Raw genomic sequence first — 24,515 nt, forward strand, 5'->3', positions numbered from 1 at the left:
CTGAAACCAAAATGGAAAATAATAATAAACCAACCGTTGAACTTGAACCTAAAAAGAAAAAAAGTTTTGTTTTTCCTATCATCTTAGCCGCTGTAGTAATCGGTGGAGGGATCTATGGATACAGAGCCTTTACTTACGGACAGTATCACGAAGAAACAGATGATGCACAGATTACATCCAATATGGCGCCGGTAATTTCCAAAATTTCCGGATATGTAGCAGAGGTAAAAGTAAAAGACAATCAGTTCGTAAAAAAAGGAGATACTTTGGTGATTCTGGATAACAGAGATCAGAAGATGGCCCTTGAGCAGGCTCAGGCTGCTTTATCAACAGCTAAAAGTAACATTTCAAATGCGGAAGCAACTACTACAGCAACTTCAAAAAATATAAGTTCTTCTCAAGCAGCGGTAACAACGGCCAATGCCCAGATAGAAGCGGCAAAAGTAAACGTTTGGAAAACATCACAGGATCTGAAAAGATATGCCAATCTGGTAAAAGACCATTCTATTACAGAACAGCAGTACGAACAGGCTTTAGCGGCTAAACAGTCTGCGGACAGACAGCTTCAGGTTTTGGTGGATCAGAGAAACCAGATTGCACAACAGACTACTATTGCGTCTTCTCAGACTGCAGCGAGCTCCCAACAGATCAGTGTTGCAGGGTCAGTAGCAAAACAGAGAGAAGTAGATGTGGAAAATGCTAAATTAAACTTATCATACACAGTGATTCTTGCTCCGGAAGACGGATATGTAGGAAAAGTTTCCACTCAGGCAGGTCAGTACTTGCAGGCCGGATCACAACTTTTTGCTTTGGTTAAAAACGACCAGAAATGGGTAGTAGCCAATTTCAAGGAAACACAGGTAGATAAAATGGTAGAAGGTCAGAAAGTGAAAATTGAGATTGATGCTTTCCCTGACCAGGAATTTGATGGAGTTGTAAGCTCATTCTCTCCGGCAACAGGAGCTACTTTTTCAATTCTGCCTCCGGATAATGCCAGCGGTAACTTTGTAAAAGTGGTTCAGAGACTTCCTGTAAAAATCGATTTTGTAAATCTTGATAAGAATATTGCAAAAAGACTGAGAACAGGAATGAACGTGAAGGCAGAAGTATCGCTTAAATAATATTAAAACTGTGAAATAAGTGAATTGTCAATTTTGCTGATGCAAGTCAATGAATGAGAATAATATGAAGCTGAAAATTGACAATGAAGATGATTAATTATTGACAATTCACCTTTTTACATCGTAAAAAACTATGCAAGATTCATTAGTAGAATATGGAGCCCGGAGAGTGATCATCACGATCACGGCAATCCTTTGTGCTCTGCTTGAAATTGTGGATTCCACGATTGTGAACGTTGCCCTGAATGAGATGAAGGGTAACCTTGGAGCCACACTTTCTGAAGTAGGCTGGGTGATTACAGCTTATGCAATTGGTAACGTAATTGTGGTGCCGATGACGAGTTGGCTGTCACAGCAGTTTGGACGTAGAAATTACTTCGCGGCTTCCATTATTATATTTACCATATTTTCGTTCTTATGCGGAAATGCCACCAATATCTGGGAGCTTGTATTTTTCAGGCTGATGCAGGGAATAGGCGGGGGAGCACTCTTGGTAACCTCACAGACGATTATTACAGAATCGTATCCTATTGAGAAAAGAAGTATGGCACAGGCGATTTATGGTTTGGGGGTAATTATTGGCCCAACTTTAGGTCCGCCTTTGGGAGGATATATCGTAGATAATTTCAGCTGGCCATATATTTTCTATATTAATATTCCGATTGGGATTGCAGCAACGCTGATGACTTTACAGTTTGTAAAAAGTCCGAAATATGCTGAAAAACGGAAGGCTTCGGATGTAGACTGGATCGGAATTGCCTTGCTGGCTGTTACCGTTGGATCTTTACAGTTTATCCTGGAAAGGGGACACGAAGAAGACTGGTTTGAAAGTGGAATGATTGTAACATTTACCGTATCGGCCATCTTAGGTTTCATCCTTTTCCTATGGCGGGAACTTACCTTCAAATATCCCATTGTGGAGCTCAGGGTACTGAAAAACGGGAACTTAAGAATCGGAACGGTGATGTCGTTCGTTTTAGGATTCGGACTGTATGGCTCTACATTTATTGTACCGCTGTATACGCAGAGTATTTTAGGTTGGACCGCTTTGCAGTCGGGAGCTTTGATGATTCCTGCAGCCCTGACGACGGCCTTTATGATGCCAATTATCGGAAGGCTCCTTTCAAAAGGGGCAAAACAGCAGATCTTGGTATCTTTAGGACTCTTCATCTTCTTTGTCTATAGCTTCTGGGGATACAAGATCCTGACGCCAGATACGAGTAAAGACGCCTTTTTCTGGATGCTGATTGTAAGGGGAGCCGGGTTAGGACTTCTGTTTATCCCGATCACTTCACTGTCATTAAGTACACTGAAAGGGCAGGAGATTGGCCAGGGAGCAGCATTTACAGGAATGATGAGGCAGCTCGGAGGTTCATTCGGGATTGCGGCGATCACTACGTTTATTGCCAATGCAGGCCAGAAGTACAGGCTCAATCTGATTTCCCATCTGGATGAAAACAGTTTTGATGTACAGCAACGTCTGAACGCATTAAAAGCCAGTTTTGTTGCAAAAGGAATGACTCCCGACGCAGCCATGAATGCTGCTTATAAAATGCTGGATATGTCAGTCACAAAACAGGCTACCGTGCTTTCATATATGGATGTCTTCCTTTATTTAGGAGTCATATTCCTTGTATGTATACCGTTTATCCTTTTCATTAAAGAAAGGAAAAGTAAAGAAAAAATAGATTTAAGTGAAGCCATGCACTAAATCGAATTCAATACAAAACCTCCGGACATTCCGGAGGTTTTTTGTGGAAATAATACAAATATTCTTACTAAAGATGCTTCGTGAACTACGTTCGTAAACTTTCAGTTTATGCTCAGCATGACATTTCAAATATGAACTTTTTTTAACAATCTCTTTTAACATTGTCATGCTGAGCAGAGTTCGAAGCATCTCACTTATTATTCTTAAAAACTTAAAAACCCTTAATGGTTAAAAGTTATAATCCTCGCCGTCCACTCTATACCACTAATGTCGATCAGTTTTACTGTATGGATTTCTTCTTTTTCCACTAAAATATCATTAAGATTCAGGGTAAGATCAGCCTTTGAGCCAAGAGGAATAACCAGGCTGTGCTTTCCCGGCTTTACTTTAGCCACATAATGATTCCTGATGTTTTCTTTTGGGAATTTTGAAAGTTCTGCATGGTTTAAAGCTTTCACAATATTCCCGTTTTTATCCAGAATATGAATGCCGATCAGGAAAGAGCCGTAAACATCCACACCTTCTGTTCTGTAAATCTCAAAGGTTAAATCTCTGTTAACTAAAGAAATATTTGAAATTTCAATCTTAGGTTTTACAGATTTATTGTGCAGCGTTCCCCAGACCCCACCATGAAAATACTGGTTGGTATACAGCGTAAGTCCAAAAATGAACGCTGACCCTGCGAGTACAATTGTTTTTGGCTTCGATAGAGAAAGAATACCTGATCCCAGCCATGGAAACCATTTTTTGCGGGTGAAATTTTTATTATTCTTAATGAAATAATGATCGAGGGAAAAAGGCCCGCTACCGGTAAGGAACAAAACAAATCCTCCTGCAATTCCCAGGATACCGATCTGCCATTCATCAAGACAGGTTGTTCCGATCCAGCCGGAGCCTAATAAGATGCCCATTGCAAGACCAAAAACCCCGATACTCATTAATCTTGTAAATAATCCCAGAATAATAAAGAGCCCTACAACAGCTTCAACGATAGTAAAAATAACCATGGAAGTGTGCAGAGCATCCGGATGAGTAACCAGATACTCTATAAGAGGTTTTATTCCTAAAGCATTTGGCAGGAAATGATTGAATTTCTCCCCGATATATCCGGCTTCATCCGGAATAAGTTTGTTTTCGAGAATCAGCCTTCGCCAGAAAGCTGAAAAATAGGTCCATCCGATAACGAGGCGGAGTGATAATGTATAGAGTCCGGCCAGGTCATAAGACCGGCTGTCTGAAATATGTTTCATTGAAATTGTATAGTATTAAAAGATTGTTAATTAAAATTTGATCCGTTAAAACTTAAGCCAAATTTAATTTCAATCTTTTAAATAGAATATATTTCGGAGGACTGTTCCCGGAAGCTTGTCCTGAATATTTGTTGAAAGTATTTTTTGTCCCTCTAAAACTGAGAACTGTATTTGAATTGAAAAGAGTCCCTTCCCATTTACGTTTTACACCAGCTTTTGAAAAGATGCTTCGGGCAGATGAAGCGCTTGCAGAAAGATCACATGCAGATACTGACCCGGCTGTTATTTTTATTTTATTTAAGCCACTGATGTGTTGGATATCAAAAATACCTAGAAAATCTCTTTTTACGGAACACGGTGATAATGAAAACACCAAAATAAGCATCATGATGAGTGCTTTGTAATTTTTCATATGGGTTCCTGGTATGGGCATTTTCACAAAACTACACTTTATTTTAGATGTAAGCTTATGAATTGCAGAAATTCATCCTGTTGGTCTACAAATAAGTAGTGCGAACAGTTGTCAATAACCTTAAAATGATTTTCTCCGGCAATCGTTTTCATATCGTTGAGCTGCTTCTCTGAAAATATGCCATCATCTTTTCCATAAATAGCAAAAAAGGGAATTCCATGTTTTTTTATTCTTTTCAAAATGGCAGTATTGTCGAGATTGTTCTGAACTTCATTTTTATAAAATTTCAAAGGCGATTCCGGGTTTCTGAAATTGACTGCGTAAAACTCACCGGATTCATATTCCTTCCTTAATTGCTGACTTTCAGATGTAGGGAAAGGCATGGTGAAAAAATTCATATCACTTGCTAGATTGTAGCATCTTTTCCTGTAATCTGCAGAGTCTTTACTCAAATGTTCAATCTCAGAGATCTCTTTCAGTTTAGAAGGATTGTTTTTAAATTTTTCCTTAGCCTGTTTTAAAATATGATCGTAGGTTTCCTGCTGGGAAAATAAAGCTCCGATTAACGTCAATGAGCTTACCTTTTCAGGAAACTGTTTTGTAAAGAGTGTTCCAACGATTCCTCCGAAGCTGTGGGCAAGGATGTTTGCTTTTTTAATTCCATAGGTTTTATAAATCTGACTAAGATCTTCAAAACTTTCTTTAAAAGTCATAGAGGCATTCTCGTCTTTAGATCTGCCTTCTCCGCGTCTGTCGTATACGATAACATAAAAACCTTTCTCTGCCAGCTTTTGAGCTGTAGTTCCTTCAAATAAAGTGGCATTTCCACTCGGTCCGCCATGGATAAAAATAATGGGTGTGTTTTTTGAATTGCCGTAAGCCTTGGAATAGATTTTCTGGGCATTAAAGGAAATGAAAAGCAGGGTAAAAAGCAGAGATAGAAGATATTTCATAGATTGTTTTTGGAGTCTCTAATTTATGATGTTTCTTTAAAATTTTATATCATTAATTTCAAAATTAAAATGCCACTGACAAACAGTTGTCACAAACCTGTCTTATCTTTATTGCCTGAATTGTTCAGAATCATCAATTTCAAGAAAACAAAACAATGGATCAAAATAATCTTGACGAAATCATCAAACGTTCTTTGGCTATCAGGGAGAAGTATCATGAGCTGGAACGTCAGCACCACGGTACAGAATGGACCTTAGAAGAAGATGCGCTTGCTTACCTTACTGACGCCGGATTGGTAGGAAGAGATATTATGTCGCATCAGAAAAGATGGTTGAAAAAAGATTCTGCTGCAGAGCTGGAACATAAACTGGGAGAGAATATCTGGTGGCTGATCGTATTGGCAGATCGTACGGGAATTGATATCAAAGTAGCTTTAGAGCAATTTTTAACCAAGACAGAAAATTTATTTAAATGAGTTATTGTTTAGCCATAGAAGGAATGCAGCCCGAAAGCAGAAAAGAACTGCATAAAAACTACCACGACCATTATTATGGATTCCCGATTCATGATGACAACGAACTTTTCGGAAGGCTTATCCTGGAGATCAATCAGGCAGGACTGAACTGGGAGACCGTTTTAAAGAAAGAGGAAAGTTTCAGAAAAGCTTACAATAATTTTGATATTCAGGCTATTGCAGCATATACAGAAAAGGACAGGGAAAGATTGCTGAATGACCCCGGAATTATCCGAAACCGGCTGAAAGTGAATGCTGCCATTGAAAATGCTAAAACCATTTTGGCTTTACAGGGAGAATTTGGCTCATTTGAAAAATGGCTGGAACATCATCATCCGAAAACACTTCCGGAATGGATGAAGCTGTTCAAAAAAACATTCAAGTTTACGGGCGGAGAAATTGTTAATGAATTTTTAATGAGTACAGGATATCTGAAAGGTGCTCATACCGAAAGCTGCCCTGTTTATCATCAGATACTGGAACAGAAGCCGCTTTGGAAGGAGTAGGGGGTAAAGGAGTTTGAGAGTTCCGGGATTTTATGAGGATTATCTCAGACTTCTTACTGAAACATCTGGTTTTTCGCCTTGTGGAACAATGAAAATAGCATTGTCACTGATGGTATCTCCCTGATCGAAATAATAGCTTCCTATTACGGGAATAGTGCTGGTTGCAAATTTTCCGGATTTGTCATATGCTGAGTAGGTCACGTTGATCATCTGCGCTTTCATTTTAAGCTCGATCTTTTTAGAGGTCAGTTTTGCACCGGTTGCATTGATACAGTCTAATTCTACAAGACCGGTATTGGTAACAATCTGAGGATAAGAAGCCAAACGGATGTTGTACGCTTTATCTGAGGTATTTTTTACAGATGCCGAAACCTTATAACGGTCATATGGCTTTCCGCCTGCTTCAACACTTTCTTTGTTTAAAATATTAAATGTGACACTCATTCCGTTGACCTCTATGGTCTGGCCATCGGAGATTTTCTGTCCTTTTACAGAAATTCCAAAAAAGAGTAATGCTAATAAGCTGATTAAAAAGGTTAAGTTTTTCATAGTTTAGTTTTTGGTGATTTAAGGCGGATTAAATTTAATAATTATTATCCCTGTATACTGAAATAAATGAGAAAATTATGTTCTTCACCTTCCTTATAAAAATAGTCGAAATCAATACCCTTCTCGTATTCATTAAGTCATCATTACATTTCTGAAAGGGGTAAATTTGTTTTCTCAATAGAAAAGGGCCTTAACCGTTTAATGAAAATTCAGAGGAATGACTTTGCTCAAAATTTAAATTCGTCAATGTCTATGCCTTTTCAGATTCAGAGACAGAATGCTTATCATTCATAATTTCCTTATGCTCTTTCCCCCATTTTTCAAATTCCAGGATGATCGGTTTCAGCTTATATCCGATCTCGGTCAGTTCATATTCTACCCGGGGAGGAACTTCGGCATAAACCGTTCTGGTGATAATACGGTCTTCCTCCAGTCTTCGGAGCTGCAGCGTGAGCATTCGTTCTGTAATATTGTTCAGCTTTTTTCTTAGCTCTCCGAATCTTAGTTTTCCGTTGATGAGGTAGCAGCAGATGGCAAGCGCCCACTGTCCGCCGATAGTATTGGATGCATAGATCTCGGGACATTCATCGGAAAGGGCTTTTTTATTGGCAAAATTGGTGGATGTTTCCTTTATTTTAGTCATTACTTACATTTTTTATAGTACCATACAATTGGGCACTACTATTGAAAATGTAAGTTACGTATATTATTTTTGCTGAAGAAATTTAAATAGAAATGAAAACATTAATTATAGTCATTCACCCGGATATAGAAAAATCAGTGATCAATAAAAGATGGATGGAGGAATTGAAAAAACATCCGGAAAAATATACTGTTTGTTCACTGTATGGTGCTTATCCGGACGAAAAAATTGACGTAGCCAAAGAACAGCAGCTGATAGAATCTTATGACAGAATCGTTTTTCAGTTTCCGTTTTACTGGTTCAGCAGTCCGCCACTTCTGAAAAAATGGTTCGATGAGGTGCTTCTTTACGGTTGGGCCTACGGAAGTAAAAGTGGTTTCAAAGCAGGAGGGAAGAAGATGACCCTGGCGGTTACGGCTGGAATTGATGAAGAAGGCTACAGCGCATCCGGAAATTATAAGTATACCATGAATGAGCTTTTCAGACCTTACGAACTGACTTTCGATTATATCAGGGCAGATTATAAGGAACCTTTCGTGTACTACGGAATCGAAAACGATCCTTCAGAGGAATGGGTGGAAAGAAGTGTGCCGATGTATCTGGAGTTTTTGGATAATTTATAACAATATGAAAAGTAAAGTTGGACTCTTGAATTAAAATGAGTTCAACTTACTTTTGAATATATTCAAAGGGTTTCACATTCCAGTCCTGTACATATTTTTTTATCGTATTACTGTCAATATTAAAGGGAACATCCTGATATTTCCAGCCTTTTGAAGGAACTTTTAAATCTATAAGATAGTTCTCAATGGAGTAGATATCAAGTATCGTCGAATTATCAGGTTTTATAGAATCAAAAATGATAAGAAATTTGTCTCCTTTTTGATAAGAAAAATTAGCAGTTTTAGAATATGTAATACCATTAACATTATATTTATAATCTATTCCTACACCATTATTGTTTTTATAATGCCAGTCTGATGTGGCTTCTCCAATTGTATATTTAGGGCTTTTGAGTATGTTATTAATTCCTAAACAGGTACTAATTAAACAAAATATGATAAAAATTAAAGTGAGTGTTAAAATAATAATGTGAAACTTTTCTGAGATAATTTTTTTTATTTTCAACATGTGAGACTCATTTTTTGATCTATTCTTTATTTAAAATCCTGTTGATTCTTTTCTCTGCCTCAATCTTTGTAATTCCATTATAGAAATCATGAACAAAAGGATGTTCATAACTTTGGTGAGGAAAAACAAAAGGCCTTCCTATATTATTATTGACAACGACGGTAGTCGGAATACTTTCTTCAAAATCATAATCCGGAAGGTAAGTAGAAAGCCATCCGAAATATTCAGCTTCAAAAGCTTTATTATTATAATTTTCTACGTATTCATTGAAACTCTTTTCACTTAAAGAAACCCAGATTCCATATTCAAGATCCTGGCAGCTATCTGATACTTCCTGAACCATGACGGTACGAATAAACAGGTAGGTATATTCCTGATTTTCAATAATGCATAAATCTGAAGTAAGTTCTGAGTTACCAGCATCTTCTTCATTTAAGTCAGAGTAAAAAACAGGAGCATTGTAGGCAATGGCCGGCCAATCTTCTCTTTCTTCGCCGCAACATTCACAAATGTATTTCATAATAGTTTTATTTAATCTTCTTGAATACTTCTAAAAATATCTAATAAATCTACAGAAGATAAATCTTTGAAATTTAAGATTACTTTATTAATAACAGCTTTTTTTAAAGCTGATTCATCTTTTTTTCTTATAGCTTCTAATTGAGGGTAAGTTTTCATTATAATATTCTCTTCCAAGGAATGTCCTTGAGTTTTACAATACCAAATTGGTATTTGTAAAACTATTCCGTTGCATAAAGTATAGTTAACCAGTTCAGATAAGGCATTACTTTTTAAATTTATCTGTATGTCAGAAATTATCTTATCAACAATTTGTTGGAGTTGCGATTGATTAAAATGCAGTATATTGAAATAAACTTCATTCTTTTCAAATCCAAAATGTTCTGCGTTTAGAATATTTTCTTTCCAAAGTAAAACTGCTAACAGTAAAGGATCAAGTAAATAGTTTTCAACACTATATCTTTCAGAATCACCTAAAATTTTAACGTAATCCGTAGATTTATTTTTTAGATCCCAGTCAATAATTCCCCAACTAAAATTGTTGCCAGCCTTTCTGAGAATATCAACTATATTAACAACTTGATCACAACTTGCTATACCAATCCCATTTCCGTTAATTTTAGTTTTGCCAGATGATATGAAATTTAAAGAGATTTCAGGATTTAATTTGTCATTATAAATATTATACAAACTCTCATAATAACTAGCATCATATTCACTTTCTACAAAAACTTGTCTTCTGTTTTCATAATTAACACTGAAAGATGGAACACCTAAGGTTAATTTTTTTAATGCCTTATCTTTGGAAGATTTTATTATCTTAGGAGTAGAATATTTATCCATAACGAAAATACTTTCCTCTGGTGCAAGGGCTACTGTTGAAGGGGAATGTGTAGATATTATAATTTTAATACCCTTTTTTTTGTAAAAAATATTGTATAAAACATCTAATAATCTTTTAGACATCGATGGATGTAATGTCGAATCAATTTCATCTAATAAAAGTAGCCTGGTAATGACCTTATTTTGTTGAAGTTTATAGAGGTAAAAAGATAGTGCTATTAAAGTTTTTTCTCCAGAAGAAAGTGCATCTAAATTTGTTGTATATTTTTGAAGCTTATTGTAAAGTTCAATTGAAACACTTTGCCTTGCAATACCATTATATAAATCAATATGAATATTACTTTTTCTAAATTCATATCCGTTACAATCATATTCATTTAAAACTTCATTAAGCAAATCTACTGGGGATGATCCATAAATTTTAAGAAACTCTTCTTCGTTATAATATTTAATTGTTTCATTTTGAGTAGTAATAAATTGTCTGTAATTATTTTCTATTTTTAAATATTGATAATTTTTTTCAGCATTTGCGATTTCCTGTAAGTTTAAAAAGCCATGATCTACTTGAATATAATCACATATATTTTCTTCACCATGAATTTGTATTGCTTGCTTTAGATATTCCCTGGAAATATTTTTTCTGAAATATTCTTTTATATCAGATGATAATTCGAGTAAATATGTCTTTAATTTTTTAAGCCCTAATTGTTGTTCTATTTGACATAAGAAAGGATTAGAATCAATAGCAACAATAAAATTTACAAAGCCAGAGTTAAAACCATCAGAATAAAAAGTTCCAACTATAGTGGGTAAAAACTTATAATTAGAATTGTTTTTCTTTTTTAAATTATATTTTTCTATTTCAGAATCATCCCAATCTATATTTAAAAGAAAATCTATGTTAATATTTCTTATAGAAATTAAGAGATGATGTTTTATTAAAGAATGTTTTAATTCAGATATCAAATTTTCAATATTTGGGTTTTGATTTTGAAGTATATAACCGCCTAATAAATCTTTTTGCTGACTTAAATGAGGGCGGTATTTATTTTCTTTCTCATAAGTTCTAAAAAAATCAATTTCTTCATTTGTCCAGTCAAAAGAGTCCACAGCTAGCTCACCATTTTCAAAAAAATCTTTTGGAACGAATAAGGATTCATTCCAAACTTTATAACTATTTAATATCGTTCGTCTTTCAAGTTGTAATTCCTCATTAAAATCATTAAATTTATCCATTAACATTGTTTCCTTAGATTTAAGTTTTTCATTTTCTGAAGCTTTTTCATTTAGACTAAAATCATTATAATTATAATAAGCAATAGCTGACTTGTTAATATCAGTTACTTTAATAATACCTTGATCTATTGCGTTTAATAAATGTGTTTTGCCGGATCCATTTAATCCAGTAATTACTGAGAAATCATTTAATATATAATCTTCATCTTTTAGAGATAAATAAGGAACTGTATGAATTAATTCTATCATTTTAATATGTTTTTAATTATTTTATTACCCCACCGTCTTCGTATCCTCTTCCTTCAATATTTTTTCCTCCTTCATCGAAAGCATCATTCGTTCGTATTTGTATTTTTCCCAGTCGAATTGATTCAGAAAATCGAGGGCAGCCTGAAAACCTCTGTTGAAAAGATCCTCTTTTTCCTCTCTTTTCATGAAGAAATTCAGCCAGCTGCTTGTGCCACAATTAACGGACTGGATGCTGTAAAGACGGTAAAAACTGTGCTTGGTTAAAAATGATTTGTCGTTAAACCCTTTTAATGTGCTGATAATGTTTCCCGCATAAGAGAAAGGAGTTTTGAGGATTTCCTCACTGGTTTTTCCTTTTTCCGAAAGAAGATCAGAATCACTTGTAAGCTGTACCCCGAAAAGCGGCATTCTCGGATAAAATACATCACTGACGTGGAAAATATCAATGGGAAAATTGGAAATGCTTCCCCCATCAATGAACAGCCCGGCAGGGTAGATGCCTTCCGGTTTCGTATTCATCCAGAATTTCCAGGCATATTTCACGGAATCATCATCCTTGTTGATTCTTTTCTGGAAGGGTTCGAAAAAGAACGGGACAGACATGGATGCCCGTACAAACTCAGCAGGACTTACATGCTTCAGCTCCTCTTCCGACCAGTATAAATTGGCCATTGTAGGAAGCTCTACTTTTATTTTTGCATTAATATCAGTAGTAATCACAACATATTCTGAGCGGAGCTGATAGAAGGGATTGTTCTTATAATAATCGTTGCTGACGGCACTTTCATAGAATATCCTGTAACGTGTCTGGTCAATATGTTCAAGATTTTTGTCTTTAATGGCTTCTATGCTTTTCAGTGCAATCGTATAATATTCCTGGCCATTTCCGTAACGGTACTTAAGATTGAGATCCAGTTCTTTCTGAATAAATTTTTCATTAAGATTAGCTACTGTTTTAATTCCGAAACCGTCCAGAACATTTTGCATGGTGTTTAAGAATGTATTGCCCGGATTAAATCCGCTGTTCTGTTTCCGGAAATCATTATAGAACTTTTTAATGCAAAAAAAAGTAATAATTACAGGAATCAAAGGAATCAGGAAAAGCAGTTTGGTATTAAGGGTTGTTGCAGGTTGAGCTGCAAAAGGGATGATTACAAGGATAATCATAACAACTGCTGCAATAATAGCATTGATCTTAAAAAAATCTTTGTTGTTCAGAATGGCATGAATGGTTGTTTTAACGTAGGTTTTTCCATCCATAAAATCTGCAAAATTCCAGCTGAAGAGAATATTTTTAATCACTTCACTTTTAGCCTCTTCTTTGGTTTTACAGGCGGCAATAAGCATGGTATTGATTGCTCCGGCACTGGTTCCTGCTACTTTCAGAAAACGGACCCCAAAAATTTCCAGACCATAAAGATAACCAACCAGAGCACTACCCCAGACGCCACCTCCTTCCTGAACAAACTCTACATATTGGTTTCCCTGAGCATCCAGAAGGTCAGAAAATTCCCTGGAAGATATATTCTCATGCAGAGCAGAGAGCTTCTCTTTAGATTCCCGGGAAAGTACATTTTCCGTGAGGATTTTATTTAAAATTTCAGCTTTCATGGTGGTTTGGTGTTTATTGTGACTGAACAGTCAATCTTGAAAAAGTTTCTTCTACATAACGAAAAAACATTTCTTGATAAGCTTATAAACTATTTTTCAAAACAAAACTCTTGATTTACTTTGACAATATTTTCATCTGAATTAAAGTCCAAAAATCCAATATTTGTTAATTCATATAATATATTTTTTAAAGCTTTGCTTTTTTCTGTCCCTGACCAATAATATGATTTAAATTTGGGAAAATTGTCTTCAGGTATGAGCTCTAATTTCAATGCAATCTCATGCATTGCAATGTCAATATCCGTCCAATCTTTCATTTTTTCCTTGAGTGTTTTCATTTATTTGATTTTTTTTTAATTCCATTACCATTGTTTTCTCCTCGCATAAATAAATGTACAGATCACTACCAATGCCATAATCCCTATGGTTATAAAATACCCATACTTATGGTGCAACTCAGGCATATTATCGAAATTCATCCCGTAAACACCGGCAATAAAGGTGATCGGCAAGAAATACACTGAATAAATAGCCAAGACTTTCATAACCTGGTTGGCCTTCTGATCCGATAATGCGAGGAACATCGAAATAAGGTTGGTGATCTGGATATTCAAATGGTCGAAATCTGCCACTACATCTTTATGCTTGTCTTTTAAATCGACGATCTCGGAATCCTGAAGGTTTAATAATTTAAACTTATCTACAGCATCTGTGGAAATAGTCAGTACTCTTGAATTCAGTCCTGATTTTCTTTTCAGCTTATACAGTCTTCTGATCTGATTGGTATGGTTGGTGTTTTTAAGAAAAATTTCGTTTTCGATGTTGTCCATAGTTTCCAGGAGGCTTACCGATTCGTCATCGAAACTTTTCATGATCAGGAGGCTGATCATTAATGCTATTTTTGAAGGCGGGACTTCTGTCTGCATACCGGCAATCTGCTTCTTCGTCTCCGAAATACTTTTGGTCTTCATCCTGTGGATGGTGATAATAGTATTTTCCAGGAGAAAAATCCCAATCTTGGTGCTGATATCGCTTATGGTATTGAGATTTTTACGCTCCAGCTCTGTACTTTCCCGGAGGAGAAAGAATCTTATATTGCCATCCTCTTCATATTTCGGAAGGTGGTTAGGATCCATCGTATCTTCCAGGAGAAGATTGTTGATTTCATATCTTTCGTGAAGAAATTTCAGGTCTTCCGCAGTGGGAGCCTCTACATCTACCCATTCACATTGGGAGTCTCTGTATATCGTGTCGATTGGCATACAATAAAAATACTAATATTTTGAAAAACTATGTGTTAAATAATTTTATCTTTGCCAAAATTAAAAAAACTATATGATTAAAAGTACAATAAAAGGGATTGGATTTTATGTTCCAGATAATGTTGTTACGAATGATGATTTAGCAAAACTGATGACCACCAATGATGAATGGATTACAGAAAGAACAGGCATCAAAGAAAGAAGACACAGACAAAACAGAAATGATTCTCAGGAAACCACTGCTTATTTAGCTTTCAAAGCTTCTCAAAAAGCCCTTGAAAAAGCAAACCTCACTGCTCAGGATATAGATTATATTGTTTTTGCAACGCTTTCTCCGGACTATTATTTCCCGGGTTGTGGTGTTTTGCTTCAGGATATGCTGGGCTGTGACACCATAGGTGCTTTGGACGTAAGAAACCAATGTTCCGGATTTGTGTATGCGGTGAGTGTTGCCAATGCTTTTATTAAATCAGGAACCTATAAAAATATCCTTGTAGTAGGTGCGGAGATCCATTCTTTCGGACTTGATTTCTCTGATGAGGGAAGAGGTGTTTCGGTGATCTTTGGAGATGGGGCAGGAGCCATCATACTTTCAGCAACGGAAGATGAAAATGCAGGAGATATTTTAGCGGTAAATATGCATTCTGAAGGAAAATATGCCGATGAACTGTGTACACAGTTCCCGGGTTCCAAATTCGGATGGAGCGACAGAATGAGAAAAGAACCTGAAAATGTGACCGATAAAGAGGTTTATCCTATCATGAACGGTAATTTTGTATTCAAGCATGCGGTGACAAGATTCCCTGAAACTATGATGGAGGCTCTGAATAAAGCCGGAAAAACAATAGAGGATCTTGATATGTTCATTCCTCACCAGGCCAATCTTAGAATTGCACAGTTTGTACAGCAGAAATTCGGACTTCCGGATGAGAAAATTCATAATAATATTCAGAAATACGGAAATACAACGGCAGCTTCTATTCCTATTGCATTAAGTGAAGCAATTGAAGAAGGAAAAATCAAAAGAGGAGATCTTGTCCTTCTTTCAGCTTTCGGAAGCGGATTTACGTGGGGGAGTGTATTGTTTGAATATTAATGTTTTTCAATTATAAGTGAATAAAAGCAGGTGGTTTTCTACCTGCTTTCTGTTTTTAGTAATATAATATTGGTTTTGTTTGAAAAATAAGAAAAACTGATTTTTTTTTATTAGCTTTGAGATACTTAACTATAAACAAAAACAAATGAAAAAGTATTTATTATCTGGGGCTTTTCTATTGCCCTTATTCTATTATGCACAAGTGGGGATAAATACCCCAAATCCTGCTTCAACCCTCGATATAACAGCCAAAAATGCTACCGGTACCACTGCTGAAGTGGATGGATTACTGGTTCCAAGAGTTGACAGGCAAAGAGCGCAAAGTATGACGGGAACTCCTGTTTCCACGTTAATTTATGTGAACAGTATTGCAACGGGAACGCAAGCTGGAACCGCTGCAAATATTGATGCTGTAGGATATTATTATTACGATGGTACGGTCTGGACTAAACTAAATACCCCTGTTAATATTTATACTTCTAATGGTACCCTTGCAACAAGCAGAATCGTAACAACGGCAGGAAATCAACTTTCTTTCACTAACGGAACAAATAGTGTAATAATTGGCACTACTGGAACCATGGGGCTTGTATCGGCAACGGGCTCTTCAAGAGGAGCATTTCAGGCAAACGGCGGTTCAGCTGTTTTAAATATGTTTGTAGATAATGCTTCAGCTGCTCAGATTACCACATCCGGAAATAGTACAAGTATGAATCTGAATACTATTTTAGCAAATCCTATCAACTTATTGACCAATAATACCAACAGAATGACGGTGACCGGAACTGGTGATGTAGGAATAGGAACTCAAACGCCACAAAAAAAACTGCATGTTAACGGAGCATTACAGATCACAAACGAACTGAATGTGGGCGGGACTACAAACACAGCGGGAAGTGCAGGGACTACGGGACAGATTCTTACATCCAACGGAGCAGGCGCCGCACCTACTTGGAATACATTGAATACCTCCAGCGGAACTATTTCTTCAGCCAACTATGTTCAGGGAACTACTGCTTTAACAATCAATCAGGGAACTACCGCGGATGTACCGGGAGCTACTATAACATTGACGGTTCCGACAGGGCTCACTCAAACTTTCTTGTTTACTATTTTAGGATATGCCACCCTGGTTGATGGGAATTCTTCTCAGGGCGTATTTACTTTACTGCAAAACGGGGTTAAAATATCTTCGGCTTTTGCTTCTAAAGCCGGAAATTTCCCTGGGGGAACTACTTTATCCAGTATGCCGGTTCCGGTAACTTTTCTTAAGTCTGTTACTTTACCTGCCGGAACATACACTTTTAAGGTGCAATATAGTGCATGGAGTGGGAATGCTACTGTAAACTTTGTTCCTTCCAGTTATGCAGGATATAACGGCGATACGGAAGCGATGCTTACCAAAATGCAGGTTTTAGTATACAATAACTAAATAAACAGTATAGATAAAAAAGAATCGCCAGTTTTTACTGGCGATTCTTTTTTGTATTAAAGGCTTTTCAATAACTTTTCAGTATCCGTAGAATCCTGTCCTGTACTTTTAGCCAGCTGAACAGATTTTTCAGCCCAGATTTTAGCATTTTTCTTATCTCCGATTTTGTTGTAAAGATTAGCTAGAGTATCTGTATTCGCATAATTTTCATCTTTCTTTACAGATTCCTGAGCCCAGGCTACCGCTTTTTCCAGAGAAGCTTTGTTGCTCACGTTTTCAAAAAAGTTCCATGCCAGGGAATTTAATTCTTCAGAACTGGCTGCAGAAGAATCCTTATACAGCTCGAGCATTAATTTTTCGTAGGTCGGAATGTCCTTATCCTTTAAAGCTCTGCTTGCTTTTGCTCTTTTTAATATTTTCTCAGCTTCATCTTTCGTCATGAATTTTTGAGATTCAGCTAGAAAATAGTTGTCGTTCCAGGATTTTGTATCTGCATTGTAAGACTTCTTAAGAACGGTATTAAGTTTAATATTTTTGTCGAATTTTGCATACTTTTCTTCCGGGAAAATCTTGATAATTTCAGATTTTTTTGCCTGGAATATTTTATATAGTGGGCTTTCTGTGCTTTGTGTTCCTGAAAGAAGCATTTGTACATCTTCCTGGTCAAGTGTTGTTTTCTGCTGAAAATAACGGTCAAGTACCTTTCCTGCAAATTCAGAATCATTATAGATTGTCAATCCTGCAAGATTTTTTAAAAACTCAGGATCTTTTTCTCCATTTTCAAACTTTTGCTTCAATGCGGTAAGCCTTTTATTCGGATCTTCAGCGTCCTTAGCGAACTGGATAAAATCTTTTTCCTCTACATAGCCTAGTGTTCTGTGTACTTCCTCCCCGTCACCGTTGATGAAAAGATAAGTTGGGAATGCCTTTACATTGTATTTCTTGGCAAGACCTATTCCTTCACCTTTTTCCATATCTATTTTTGCATTCACGAAGTGGGAATTATAAAAATCTCCAACTGTCTGAAGCGGAAAAATATTCTTTACCATCAGTTTGCAAGGCCCACACCATGATGCATAAGCATCTACAAATACCAGTTTATTCTCTTTTTTTGCTTTTGCCAGGATAGCCGCAAAATTGCTGTCTTCAAATTTAATTCCCTGCGCCAATGCCAGAGCTCCTATAAATAAAGAAGAAAATAGTGCTAATTTTTTCATAAAACTTTTTATTGATTACAAATGTAATAATTATGCTAACAAATAAGTCGGCGTATAAAGAAAATAGTTACGGATATTTTATTTTAAAATGTAATAAGTCTATTTAAAGTGAAAATCATTGATGAAATGTTATTAAAATAAATAGTTTTAAACTTTTTAGTTTAAAAAATTAAATAATAGAAGAATATTTTAATAAAATATAAAATATTAGTAGCTTTGTAAAAACAAAAAGACACCCCATGAGAATGATGAATTATTATAAAGTCAAAATAATAATTTATTTTTTTATGTCCAGGAGTCTGCTAAAACTTTTGTTTTTGTTCATTACCGCTGTCCCCATCTGGGCACAGAAAAAATACAATTTTGACCAGATCTGTGAAAGAACATCTGTTCAGGTGACACAAAAAGATATTCCCAAAGCTTTAAAAACAGCAGATTCCTTATACATGAAGGCGCTGAAACCTCTGGACAAAGTGAAAAGCCTTTTACTTTCTGCCGAACTTTATCACTCAGCGGGTGAATTCAAAAAGTCCATATGTTATGGTGAAAATGCTCACTCCCTGCTCAGGCAGATTGATGATGCAGAATGGCTTTGTCGTGTCAATGAGTTTTTGGCTAAAGAGTACCGGCTGGTTGGTCTCTTTGAAAGATCGAAAAAATATACGCTGCTGGGTATGGAAGCAGCGAAAAGCATAAGCGATACTCAAAAAAGAGGAGAGGTAATGGGGCTGCTGAATCAGGAAATGGCCTATTATGAAATCGAACAGGGGAATTATTCCGATGCCATTAATTATATCGAATACTCATTACACTCTTTCGGAAAAGATAATATTCAGAATAATGAACGGGCTGTAGCAGCCTCTTACCAAGTTCTTGGTGATATATATTTTAAGCTTAAAGATTACGTTACTTCTGAAAAGAATTACCGGAAAGCAGAATCAATCCTTAAAGATAAATGCTGTGTTCTGGGTTTGGTATATAATGGATTGGGCGGCATCCGCTTAAGGCAGAAAAACTGGAAAGATGCTGAAATATATCTAAAAAAAGCAGAAAATATAGCGGACAGTTCACGCAGTCTTAAGCTTAAGAAAGCCGTATATTCCAATATTAATGATTATTATGAAGGGACAGGCGATAACGTTAAAGCTTCCCTGTATGCCATAAAATATGTAAGAGCCTATGACAGCCTTACCGCAAAAAACCGTGAGTTTGCATTTAAAAGCTCAGAAATTCTAGTTAAGCCCAGTAAAAAAAGTGCCCGGATCAGTATTGTTAAAAATGCAGCAATTATTGTACTCTTTGCGGCTCTGATTGCCATTGTTGTTTTCTTCAGAACCAAACAGAAAAAGCAGCGTGCAAAATTCAGGAATATTATTAGGACCCAACTCCGGATGATCAGTGTACGCAGTGAGCCTTTACCTTTAAAAAGGGAATACTCTGATTTTCCAAATATTTCTGTGGAGGAAGTAGATGACAGGGCAGGGGAAAGTGATAAACGAAGAAGTGACTCTCTGATGACTTCCGAAACCGAATCAAAGCTCCTGGAACTTTTGGAGGAATTTGAAAAAGGTGAGTTATACAACAACAAAAATATGTCTTTATCATTTTTGGCTGCGGAACTCAATACCAATACAAAGTATCTGTCCTATGTGATCAATAGACATAAATGTACGGATGTCAAAACATATGTTAACCGTTTAAGAATTAATTATATTGTAGACAAGCTCATCAATGATGATAAATACAGGCAGTATAAAATAAGTATCCTTGCTGAAGAATGCGGTTTTTCCTCACACAGCAAATTCGCTTCAGTATTTAAGGCGGTGACCGATTTTTCTCCTTCAGCCTATATTAAATATCTGGATGAAAATCAATCAGATAAAAATACCCATTTTCCTGAAAACAATTAAAAAGCAGATGTTTTTACGTATTCTGTCTTTTCATTTTCATGAAAATGGCTAACCTATTGTTTTACGTAAGGCCTTCACATCTATATCTTTGCGCCAGCTTCATGGGAATAGACATACTGCGGTTTGTCACTCATATTTTAATCTTCATTCCGATAAAGCAGAACAGCGCTCAAATTTAAACACTAAAATTACTAGAAGTGTAAATATCTCTGATTTTTATGCTAACCATGAAAACTTTTAAGCTAGTAAAAATTAAACGGATGGCAACTTCAGCGGCCGTATTGGAATTTATATTTTCTATCAACACTTTTAAAAGATAGGAATCCAATACAGCTGTGCCGGTTGCGGTCTCGGCATCATTTATAATAAACAACGGATCCAAAGCTGAGAGAATTTCTTCAAGCTTTCTTGTAACAAATAGTAAATATTTTTTTATTGATCAGAATTAGTAATCTGACTTGGTGCAATAATTATTTATAATACAATCGGGGTTGATTGCCCGGTTTTTTTCAGTCAAGTTTTTTTAAGTACAAATCCGCAGTATGCTGCGGATTTGTTTTTTTATTTTGTTTTCAGACTGTCGGCTTTTACTTTGGCAGTATCTTTAGTTACTGGAGCCGGCTCAGAGTTGGCAACCGCTGAATCTCCCATATTGTTTCTCAGTGAATCTTTATTGTGCTCATCTTTAAACGCTTCTCTTTTCTCTTTATTTTGGGCGCAGCTTCCTAAAAATAATATTCCGAGAGCAGTTCCTATCCATAATTTTTTCATAGTAATTCTTTTAATTGTTTAGTATTAATCAAATATAAGAAATCCTAGTGCAATTTTAAAGAAACATATTTTTCGAAATAAAGAAATCCATAGTTCTATGAATTTCTGCATTCTTTTATTATTTTAAACTGTCTAATAGCTTTATCATATCTGGATCTACAGCTTCCTTTCCGTATTGTTTAGTAGCTATCTCTATAGATTTCTCGGCCCAGATTTTAGCATTTTTTTTATCTCCAATTTTATTGTAAAGGTTTGCTAAAGTACCTGTATTCATAGGGTCTTCACCCTTGTTCACAGCTTCCTGAGCCCAAAGAGTTGCTCTTTCCAGAGAAAATTTATCTGTTGCCTTTTCATAGAAATTCCATGCAGCCATAGCCAGTTCTCCGGAATCTTCTTTTGAAGGATCTTTATATAAATCTAAAGAGATTTTTTCATAGGTAGCAAAATCTTTATTTTTTAGTGCTTTTTCTGCTTTTTCTTTTTGAAGATATTTTTCTGCCTCTGCGTTTCCAACTATTTTTCCAACTTCAGATAAAAAGTATTTTTCATCAAATAATTTGGTATCTTGATTATAGGATTTTTTAGAAATAGTGTTTAATTTGAAGCGGTTATTTGATTTGTTGTATTCTTCTTCTGAAATATATTGAAGAATGTCATCTTTTCTTTCTTGAAAAATGATATAGGTGGGAGCATCCGTAGTTTTAGTATTAAACAAAATAAAATTAAAGTCTTTTTCTGTAAAATATTTTCCTTGTTTAGCCTCAAAATATCTTCTTAATGCATTTACTGCGAGTTCTTTGTCACCATAAGAATCTGCAAGTGAAGCAAGACTGTTTAGAAATTCTGGACTTTTCTCACCCTTTTCAAATTTCTTCTTTAAAACAGCTAGCTTCTTATTGGGATCATCAGCATCTTTCGCGAGCTGGATAAAATCCTTTTCTTCAAAATAACCTAAACCTCGGTGAATAACTTCGCCATTTCCATCAATAAATAAATAAGTGGGATAGGAATTTACCTTATATTTTTTTGCTAACTGAATACCTTCACCTTTTTCCATGTCAATTTTTGCACTAATGAAATGGGTATTATAGTAATCACTAACAGATTGTAATGGAAAAATATTTTTAACCATAAGCTTACAGGGAGCACACCAAGAAGTGTAGGCATCAATAAACACCAATTTGTTTTCTTTTTTTGCTTTAGCGAGTATTTCGGAAAATTTACCTTCTTCAAATTTGACACCCTGTCCAAATAGAAAGGAACCTGCTACAAGAGTAGCGGCATATAAAAGTTTTTTTATCATTGTTTTTGTTTTGTTTTTACAAAGATAATGAAATGACATTGTGAAAAAAGCAAAAAAAATCCGCAGAGCTTTCATCTGCGGATTTTCCATTTTTGGATTAAACTTGTTTGTATCTATTTAGATGGAGGTACGGTTGCCGACGAATCTACTTTGATCTTGGCCGTATCAGTAGTCATCTTTGTTGAATCCTTTGCACTAGGCGTTACGGTTTGGGTATTGCTTACTGCAGTGGAATCCTTAATGTTGGATGACATAGAAGATTCTTTGGTTCCGCAGCTCACAACTATTATTCCTAAACCTATGGCTGCTAACAAAAACTTTTTCATAAATATTTTATTTTTGATGTTGTTATTTAAAGTTCAATAATTATTCCTAACCGGTCGTTCAAAATATTAAAACATAGATAAACTTTGTTAAACTTTGTTAGAAAAAAAACAATGGTAAAAGATTATAGATGATTAGAAGAAAGCTGTGAGTGATGAATTAGGTCTGATCATTAATAAAAAAGCCCCGAAATTATATTTCGGGGCTCTATGATTATTATTCATTGCTTATTACTGATTATTTTATCTATAACTCACAATTTATAACTATAACTTTTATCCCAGATATGGGTATTTGTAATCTTTTGGAGAAACAAAAGTTTCTTTGATACTTCTTACGGAGGTCCATCTTAATAAGTTCATTTTAGAACCTGCTTTATCATTGGTACCGGAAGCTCTTCCTCCTCCGAAAGGCTGCTGGCCTACTACCGCACCTGTCGGTTTGTCATTGATATAGAAGTTACCTGATGCATTTTCCAACGCTTTGAAGGCTTCATTGATTGCATAACGGTCTTGTGAGAAAACAGAACCTGTCAATGAATATGGAGAAGTGGAATCTACTAATTTTAAAGTTTCTTTCCAGTCCTGATCTTCATATACATATACAGATAAGATAGGTCCGAAGATTTCTTCTACCATACTTTCGTAATGAGGATTCGTAGTTTCAATTACGGTAGGATGTACAAACCATCCTTTAGAATCATCAACTTTTCCACCAATTGCTATTTCAGCCTCACCGGAAGCAGTTGCTCTGTCGATGTATCCCTTACACTTTTCGAAAGAATTTTTGTCAATAACTGCGTTAACGAAGTTTGACGGATCTTCAGGAGAACCTATTTTGATAGAATTCATCTGAGTTTCCATTACTTTTTTCACATCAGCCCAAAGAGATTTAGGAATATAAGCTCTTGAAGCTGCAGAACATTTTTGTCCCTGATATTCGAAAGATCCCCTTACCAAAGCAGTAGCCACGGCCTCCACATTGGAAGAAGGATGAGCGATCACGAAGTCTTTTCCTCCGGTTTCCCCAACAATTCTTGGATATGTTCTGTAATTATGGATATTATCGCCGATCATTTTCCACATTCCCTGGAATACTTTCGTAGAACCTGTGAAATGAAGACCTGCAAAATCAGGATGTGCCAATACTTTCTCAGCAGTTTCTTTTCCGTCTGTGAAAACCATGTTGATAACGCCTGCAGGAAGACCCGCTTCAATTAATACATCCATGATTACTTTAGCAGAATAAACCTGCTTGTCAGAAGGCTTCCAAACGACAACGTTTCCAAGCATTGCCATACAAGTAGGTAAGTTTCCGGAAATCGCTGTAAAGTTGAATGGAGTTACTGCAAAACAGAACCCTTCCAGTGGTCTGTACTCTACACGGTTCCAGATTCCGCTGTCGGAAACCGGCTGTTCAGAATACATTTCAGTCATGAATTCTACATTGAATCTTAAGAAATCGATGAATTCACAGGCAGAATCTATTTCAGCCTGGTGTACGTTTTTAGACTGTCCGATCATGGTTGCTGCGTTGATTACGTCTCTGTAAGGTCCGGCCAAAAGGTCAGCTGCCTTCAGGAAAATAGCTGCACGCTGTTCCCAGCCCAGTTCGTTCCATTCTTTTTTAGCTGCCAGTGCCGCGTTGATAGCGTCATCTACATGCTGCATCGTACCTTTATAGTAAAACCCGAAATCGTGAGCGTGATCCTGAGGAGACTGAAGCTGAACTTTCTCATCAGACTTTACTTCCTTGCCATTGATAATCATTGGAATTTCTGTCTTCTCAGCCCACATCTTTTTGTAAGTAGTGATAAGGCTTTTAACTTCTGGAGATCCCGGTACGTAAGAATTTACCGGCTCGTTTACTGCAAATGGTACTTGCGAAATTGCTTTTGACATATTATGTTATATTATTTTAAAATTGATAAATATGTTGGTATACAAATTTA

24 protein-coding genes are annotated in these 24,515 nt (G+C 36.0%); 8 read left to right on the forward strand and 16 right to left on the reverse strand.

Going from position 1 to position 24,515, the window contains the following annotated elements:
• Positions 1 to 11: 11 nt before the first annotated feature.
• Positions 12 to 1,121, forward strand: a complete 1,110-nt coding sequence (locus tag LC418_RS09700; protein ID WP_223558928.1) for an HlyD family secretion protein — start codon at positions 12 to 14, stop codon at positions 1,119 to 1,121.
• 133 nt (positions 1,122 to 1,254) lie between these two features.
• Positions 1,255 to 2,832 carry a DHA2 family efflux MFS transporter permease subunit gene (locus LC418_RS09705; RefSeq protein ID WP_111960629.1) on the forward strand — a complete coding sequence of 526 codons (1,578 nt, stop codon included), beginning with the start codon at positions 1,255 to 1,257 and terminating at the stop codon, positions 2,830 to 2,832.
• A gap of 221 nt (positions 2,833 to 3,053) precedes the next feature.
• Here the strand turns inward: LC418_RS09705 and LC418_RS09710 are convergent, their stop codons facing one another.
• From LC418_RS09710 to LC418_RS09720, 3 genes are read right to left on the reverse strand one after another with little or no spacing between them, the layout of a single operon-like run.
• Positions 3,054 to 4,082, reverse strand: coding sequence for a TQO small subunit DoxD (locus LC418_RS09710; RefSeq protein WP_223558929.1), 1,029 nt, complete (start codon positions 4,080 to 4,082; stop codon positions 3,054 to 3,056).
• Positions 4,083 to 4,134: 52 nt separating this feature from the next.
• Entirely contained in the window at positions 4,135 to 4,494 is a 360-nt protein-coding gene (locus LC418_RS09715; protein WP_223558930.1) for a hypothetical protein, read from the reverse strand.
• Between the two features lie 38 nt (positions 4,495 to 4,532).
• A complete protein-coding gene (locus LC418_RS09720) occupies positions 4,533 to 5,447 on the reverse strand; it encodes an alpha/beta fold hydrolase (RefSeq protein ID WP_223558931.1) in 915 nt (304 codons plus the stop codon).
• A 155-nt stretch (positions 5,448 to 5,602) separates the two neighbouring features.
• Between LC418_RS09720 and LC418_RS09725 the strand changes: the two genes are divergently transcribed.
• On the forward strand, positions 5,603 to 5,923 hold the full coding sequence (locus LC418_RS09725) for a nucleoside triphosphate pyrophosphohydrolase family protein (protein ID WP_116013507.1): 321 nt from the start codon (positions 5,603 to 5,605) through the stop codon (positions 5,921 to 5,923).
• Positions 5,920 to 6,468 (forward strand): DNA-3-methyladenine glycosylase I, encoded by a 549-nt coding sequence (locus tag LC418_RS09730; RefSeq protein WP_223558932.1) that lies wholly within the window; start codon positions 5,920 to 5,922, stop codon positions 6,466 to 6,468. The genes LC418_RS09725 and LC418_RS09730 overlap by 4 nt, the downstream gene beginning before the upstream one ends.
• 39 nt (positions 6,469 to 6,507) lie before the next feature.
• Here LC418_RS09730 and LC418_RS09735 read toward each other — a convergent pair whose 3' ends face one another.
• The gene (locus LC418_RS09735; RefSeq protein WP_223558933.1) at positions 6,508 to 7,017 is read right to left on the reverse strand and encodes a hypothetical protein; all 510 of its coding nucleotides are present in this window, start codon (positions 7,015 to 7,017) and stop codon (positions 6,508 to 6,510) included.
• 250 nt (positions 7,018 to 7,267) lie between these two features.
• Positions 7,268 to 7,660, reverse strand: coding sequence for a winged helix-turn-helix transcriptional regulator (locus tag LC418_RS09740; RefSeq protein WP_111960615.1), 393 nt, complete (start codon positions 7,658 to 7,660; stop codon positions 7,268 to 7,270).
• A 92-nt stretch (positions 7,661 to 7,752) separates the two neighbouring features.
• Here LC418_RS09740 and LC418_RS09745 point away from each other — a divergent pair, with 92 nt between their 5' ends.
• Positions 7,753 to 8,283, forward strand: coding sequence for an NAD(P)H-dependent oxidoreductase (locus LC418_RS09745; RefSeq protein ID WP_223558934.1), 531 nt, complete (start codon positions 7,753 to 7,755; stop codon positions 8,281 to 8,283).
• Positions 8,284 to 8,329: 46 nt separating this feature from the next.
• On the opposite strand, the gene LC418_RS09750 is transcribed toward LC418_RS09745, so the two are convergent.
• The 6 genes from LC418_RS09750 to LC418_RS09775 all read right to left on the reverse strand — a co-directional run bounded on the left by LC418_RS09750 (position 8,330) and on the right by LC418_RS09775 (position 14,511).
• Positions 8,330 to 8,791, reverse strand: coding sequence for a hypothetical protein (locus tag LC418_RS09750; protein WP_223558935.1), 462 nt, complete (start codon positions 8,789 to 8,791; stop codon positions 8,330 to 8,332).
• Between the two features lie 19 nt (positions 8,792 to 8,810).
• Positions 8,811 to 9,311 carry a DUF2199 domain-containing protein gene (locus tag LC418_RS09755; protein WP_223558936.1) on the reverse strand — a complete coding sequence of 167 codons (501 nt, stop codon included), beginning with the start codon at positions 9,309 to 9,311 and terminating at the stop codon, positions 8,811 to 8,813.
• 11 nt (positions 9,312 to 9,322) lie between these two features.
• Entirely contained in the window at positions 9,323 to 11,638 is a 2,316-nt protein-coding gene (locus tag LC418_RS09760) for an AAA family ATPase (RefSeq protein WP_223558937.1), read from the reverse strand.
• Positions 11,639 to 11,662: 24 nt separating this feature from the next.
• Positions 11,663 to 13,249 carry a patatin-like phospholipase family protein gene (locus LC418_RS09765; protein WP_223558938.1) on the reverse strand — a complete coding sequence of 529 codons (1,587 nt, stop codon included), beginning with the start codon at positions 13,247 to 13,249 and terminating at the stop codon, positions 11,663 to 11,665.
• An 89-nt stretch (positions 13,250 to 13,338) separates the two neighbouring features.
• Complete coding sequence (locus tag LC418_RS09770; protein ID WP_111960601.1) at positions 13,339 to 13,587, reverse strand: hypothetical protein; 249 nt, start codon at positions 13,585 to 13,587, stop codon at positions 13,339 to 13,341.
• 24 nt (positions 13,588 to 13,611) lie between these two features.
• The gene (locus tag LC418_RS09775) at positions 13,612 to 14,511 is read right to left on the reverse strand and encodes a magnesium transporter CorA family protein (protein ID WP_111960599.1); all 900 of its coding nucleotides are present in this window, start codon (positions 14,509 to 14,511) and stop codon (positions 13,612 to 13,614) included.
• A 73-nt stretch (positions 14,512 to 14,584) separates the two neighbouring features.
• On the opposite strand from LC418_RS09775, the gene LC418_RS09780 reads away from it, so the two are divergent.
• Positions 14,585 to 15,607, forward strand: a complete 1,023-nt coding sequence (locus LC418_RS09780) for a 3-oxoacyl-ACP synthase III family protein (protein WP_223558939.1) — start codon at positions 14,585 to 14,587, stop codon at positions 15,605 to 15,607.
• A 145-nt stretch (positions 15,608 to 15,752) separates the two neighbouring features.
• Positions 15,753 to 17,039, forward strand: a complete 1,287-nt coding sequence (locus LC418_RS09785; protein ID WP_223558940.1) for a hypothetical protein — start codon at positions 15,753 to 15,755, stop codon at positions 17,037 to 17,039.
• A 56-nt stretch (positions 17,040 to 17,095) separates the two neighbouring features.
• Here LC418_RS09785 and LC418_RS09790 read toward each other — a convergent pair whose 3' ends face one another.
• Positions 17,096 to 18,256, reverse strand: coding sequence for a thioredoxin family protein (locus tag LC418_RS09790; RefSeq protein WP_223558941.1), 1,161 nt, complete (start codon positions 18,254 to 18,256; stop codon positions 17,096 to 17,098).
• Positions 18,257 to 18,573: 317 nt separating this feature from the next.
• On the opposite strand from LC418_RS09790, the gene LC418_RS09795 reads away from it, so the two are divergent.
• Entirely contained in the window at positions 18,574 to 20,166 is a 1,593-nt protein-coding gene (locus LC418_RS09795) for a helix-turn-helix domain-containing protein (RefSeq protein ID WP_223558942.1), read from the forward strand.
• A gap of 561 nt (positions 20,167 to 20,727) precedes the next feature.
• On the opposite strand, the gene LC418_RS09800 is transcribed toward LC418_RS09795, so the two are convergent.
• The 4 genes from LC418_RS09800 to pruA all read right to left on the reverse strand — a co-directional run bounded on the left by LC418_RS09800 (position 20,728) and on the right by pruA (position 24,465).
• Positions 20,728 to 20,937 carry a hypothetical protein gene (locus LC418_RS09800; protein WP_223558943.1) on the reverse strand — a complete coding sequence of 70 codons (210 nt, stop codon included), beginning with the start codon at positions 20,935 to 20,937 and terminating at the stop codon, positions 20,728 to 20,730.
• Positions 20,938 to 21,055: 118 nt separating this feature from the next.
• A complete protein-coding gene (locus LC418_RS09805; RefSeq protein WP_223558944.1) occupies positions 21,056 to 22,330 on the reverse strand; it encodes a thioredoxin family protein in 1,275 nt (424 codons plus the stop codon).
• Positions 22,331 to 22,353: 23 nt separating this feature from the next.
• Positions 22,354 to 22,566: a cytochrome C551 gene (locus LC418_RS09810; RefSeq protein ID WP_223558945.1), complete on the reverse strand. Its 213-nt coding sequence runs from the start codon at positions 22,564 to 22,566 to the stop codon at positions 22,354 to 22,356.
• Between the two features lie 273 nt (positions 22,567 to 22,839).
• Positions 22,840 to 24,465 carry an L-glutamate gamma-semialdehyde dehydrogenase gene (gene pruA / locus LC418_RS09815; RefSeq protein ID WP_223558946.1) on the reverse strand — a complete coding sequence of 542 codons (1,626 nt, stop codon included), beginning with the start codon at positions 24,463 to 24,465 and terminating at the stop codon, positions 22,840 to 22,842.
• Between the last annotated feature and the right edge of the window lie 50 nt (positions 24,466 to 24,515).

The sequence above is a fragment of the Chryseobacterium lathyri genome (assembly GCF_019970085.1).
Lineage (GTDB): Bacteria > Bacteroidota > Bacteroidia > Flavobacteriales > Weeksellaceae > Chryseobacterium > Chryseobacterium lathyri.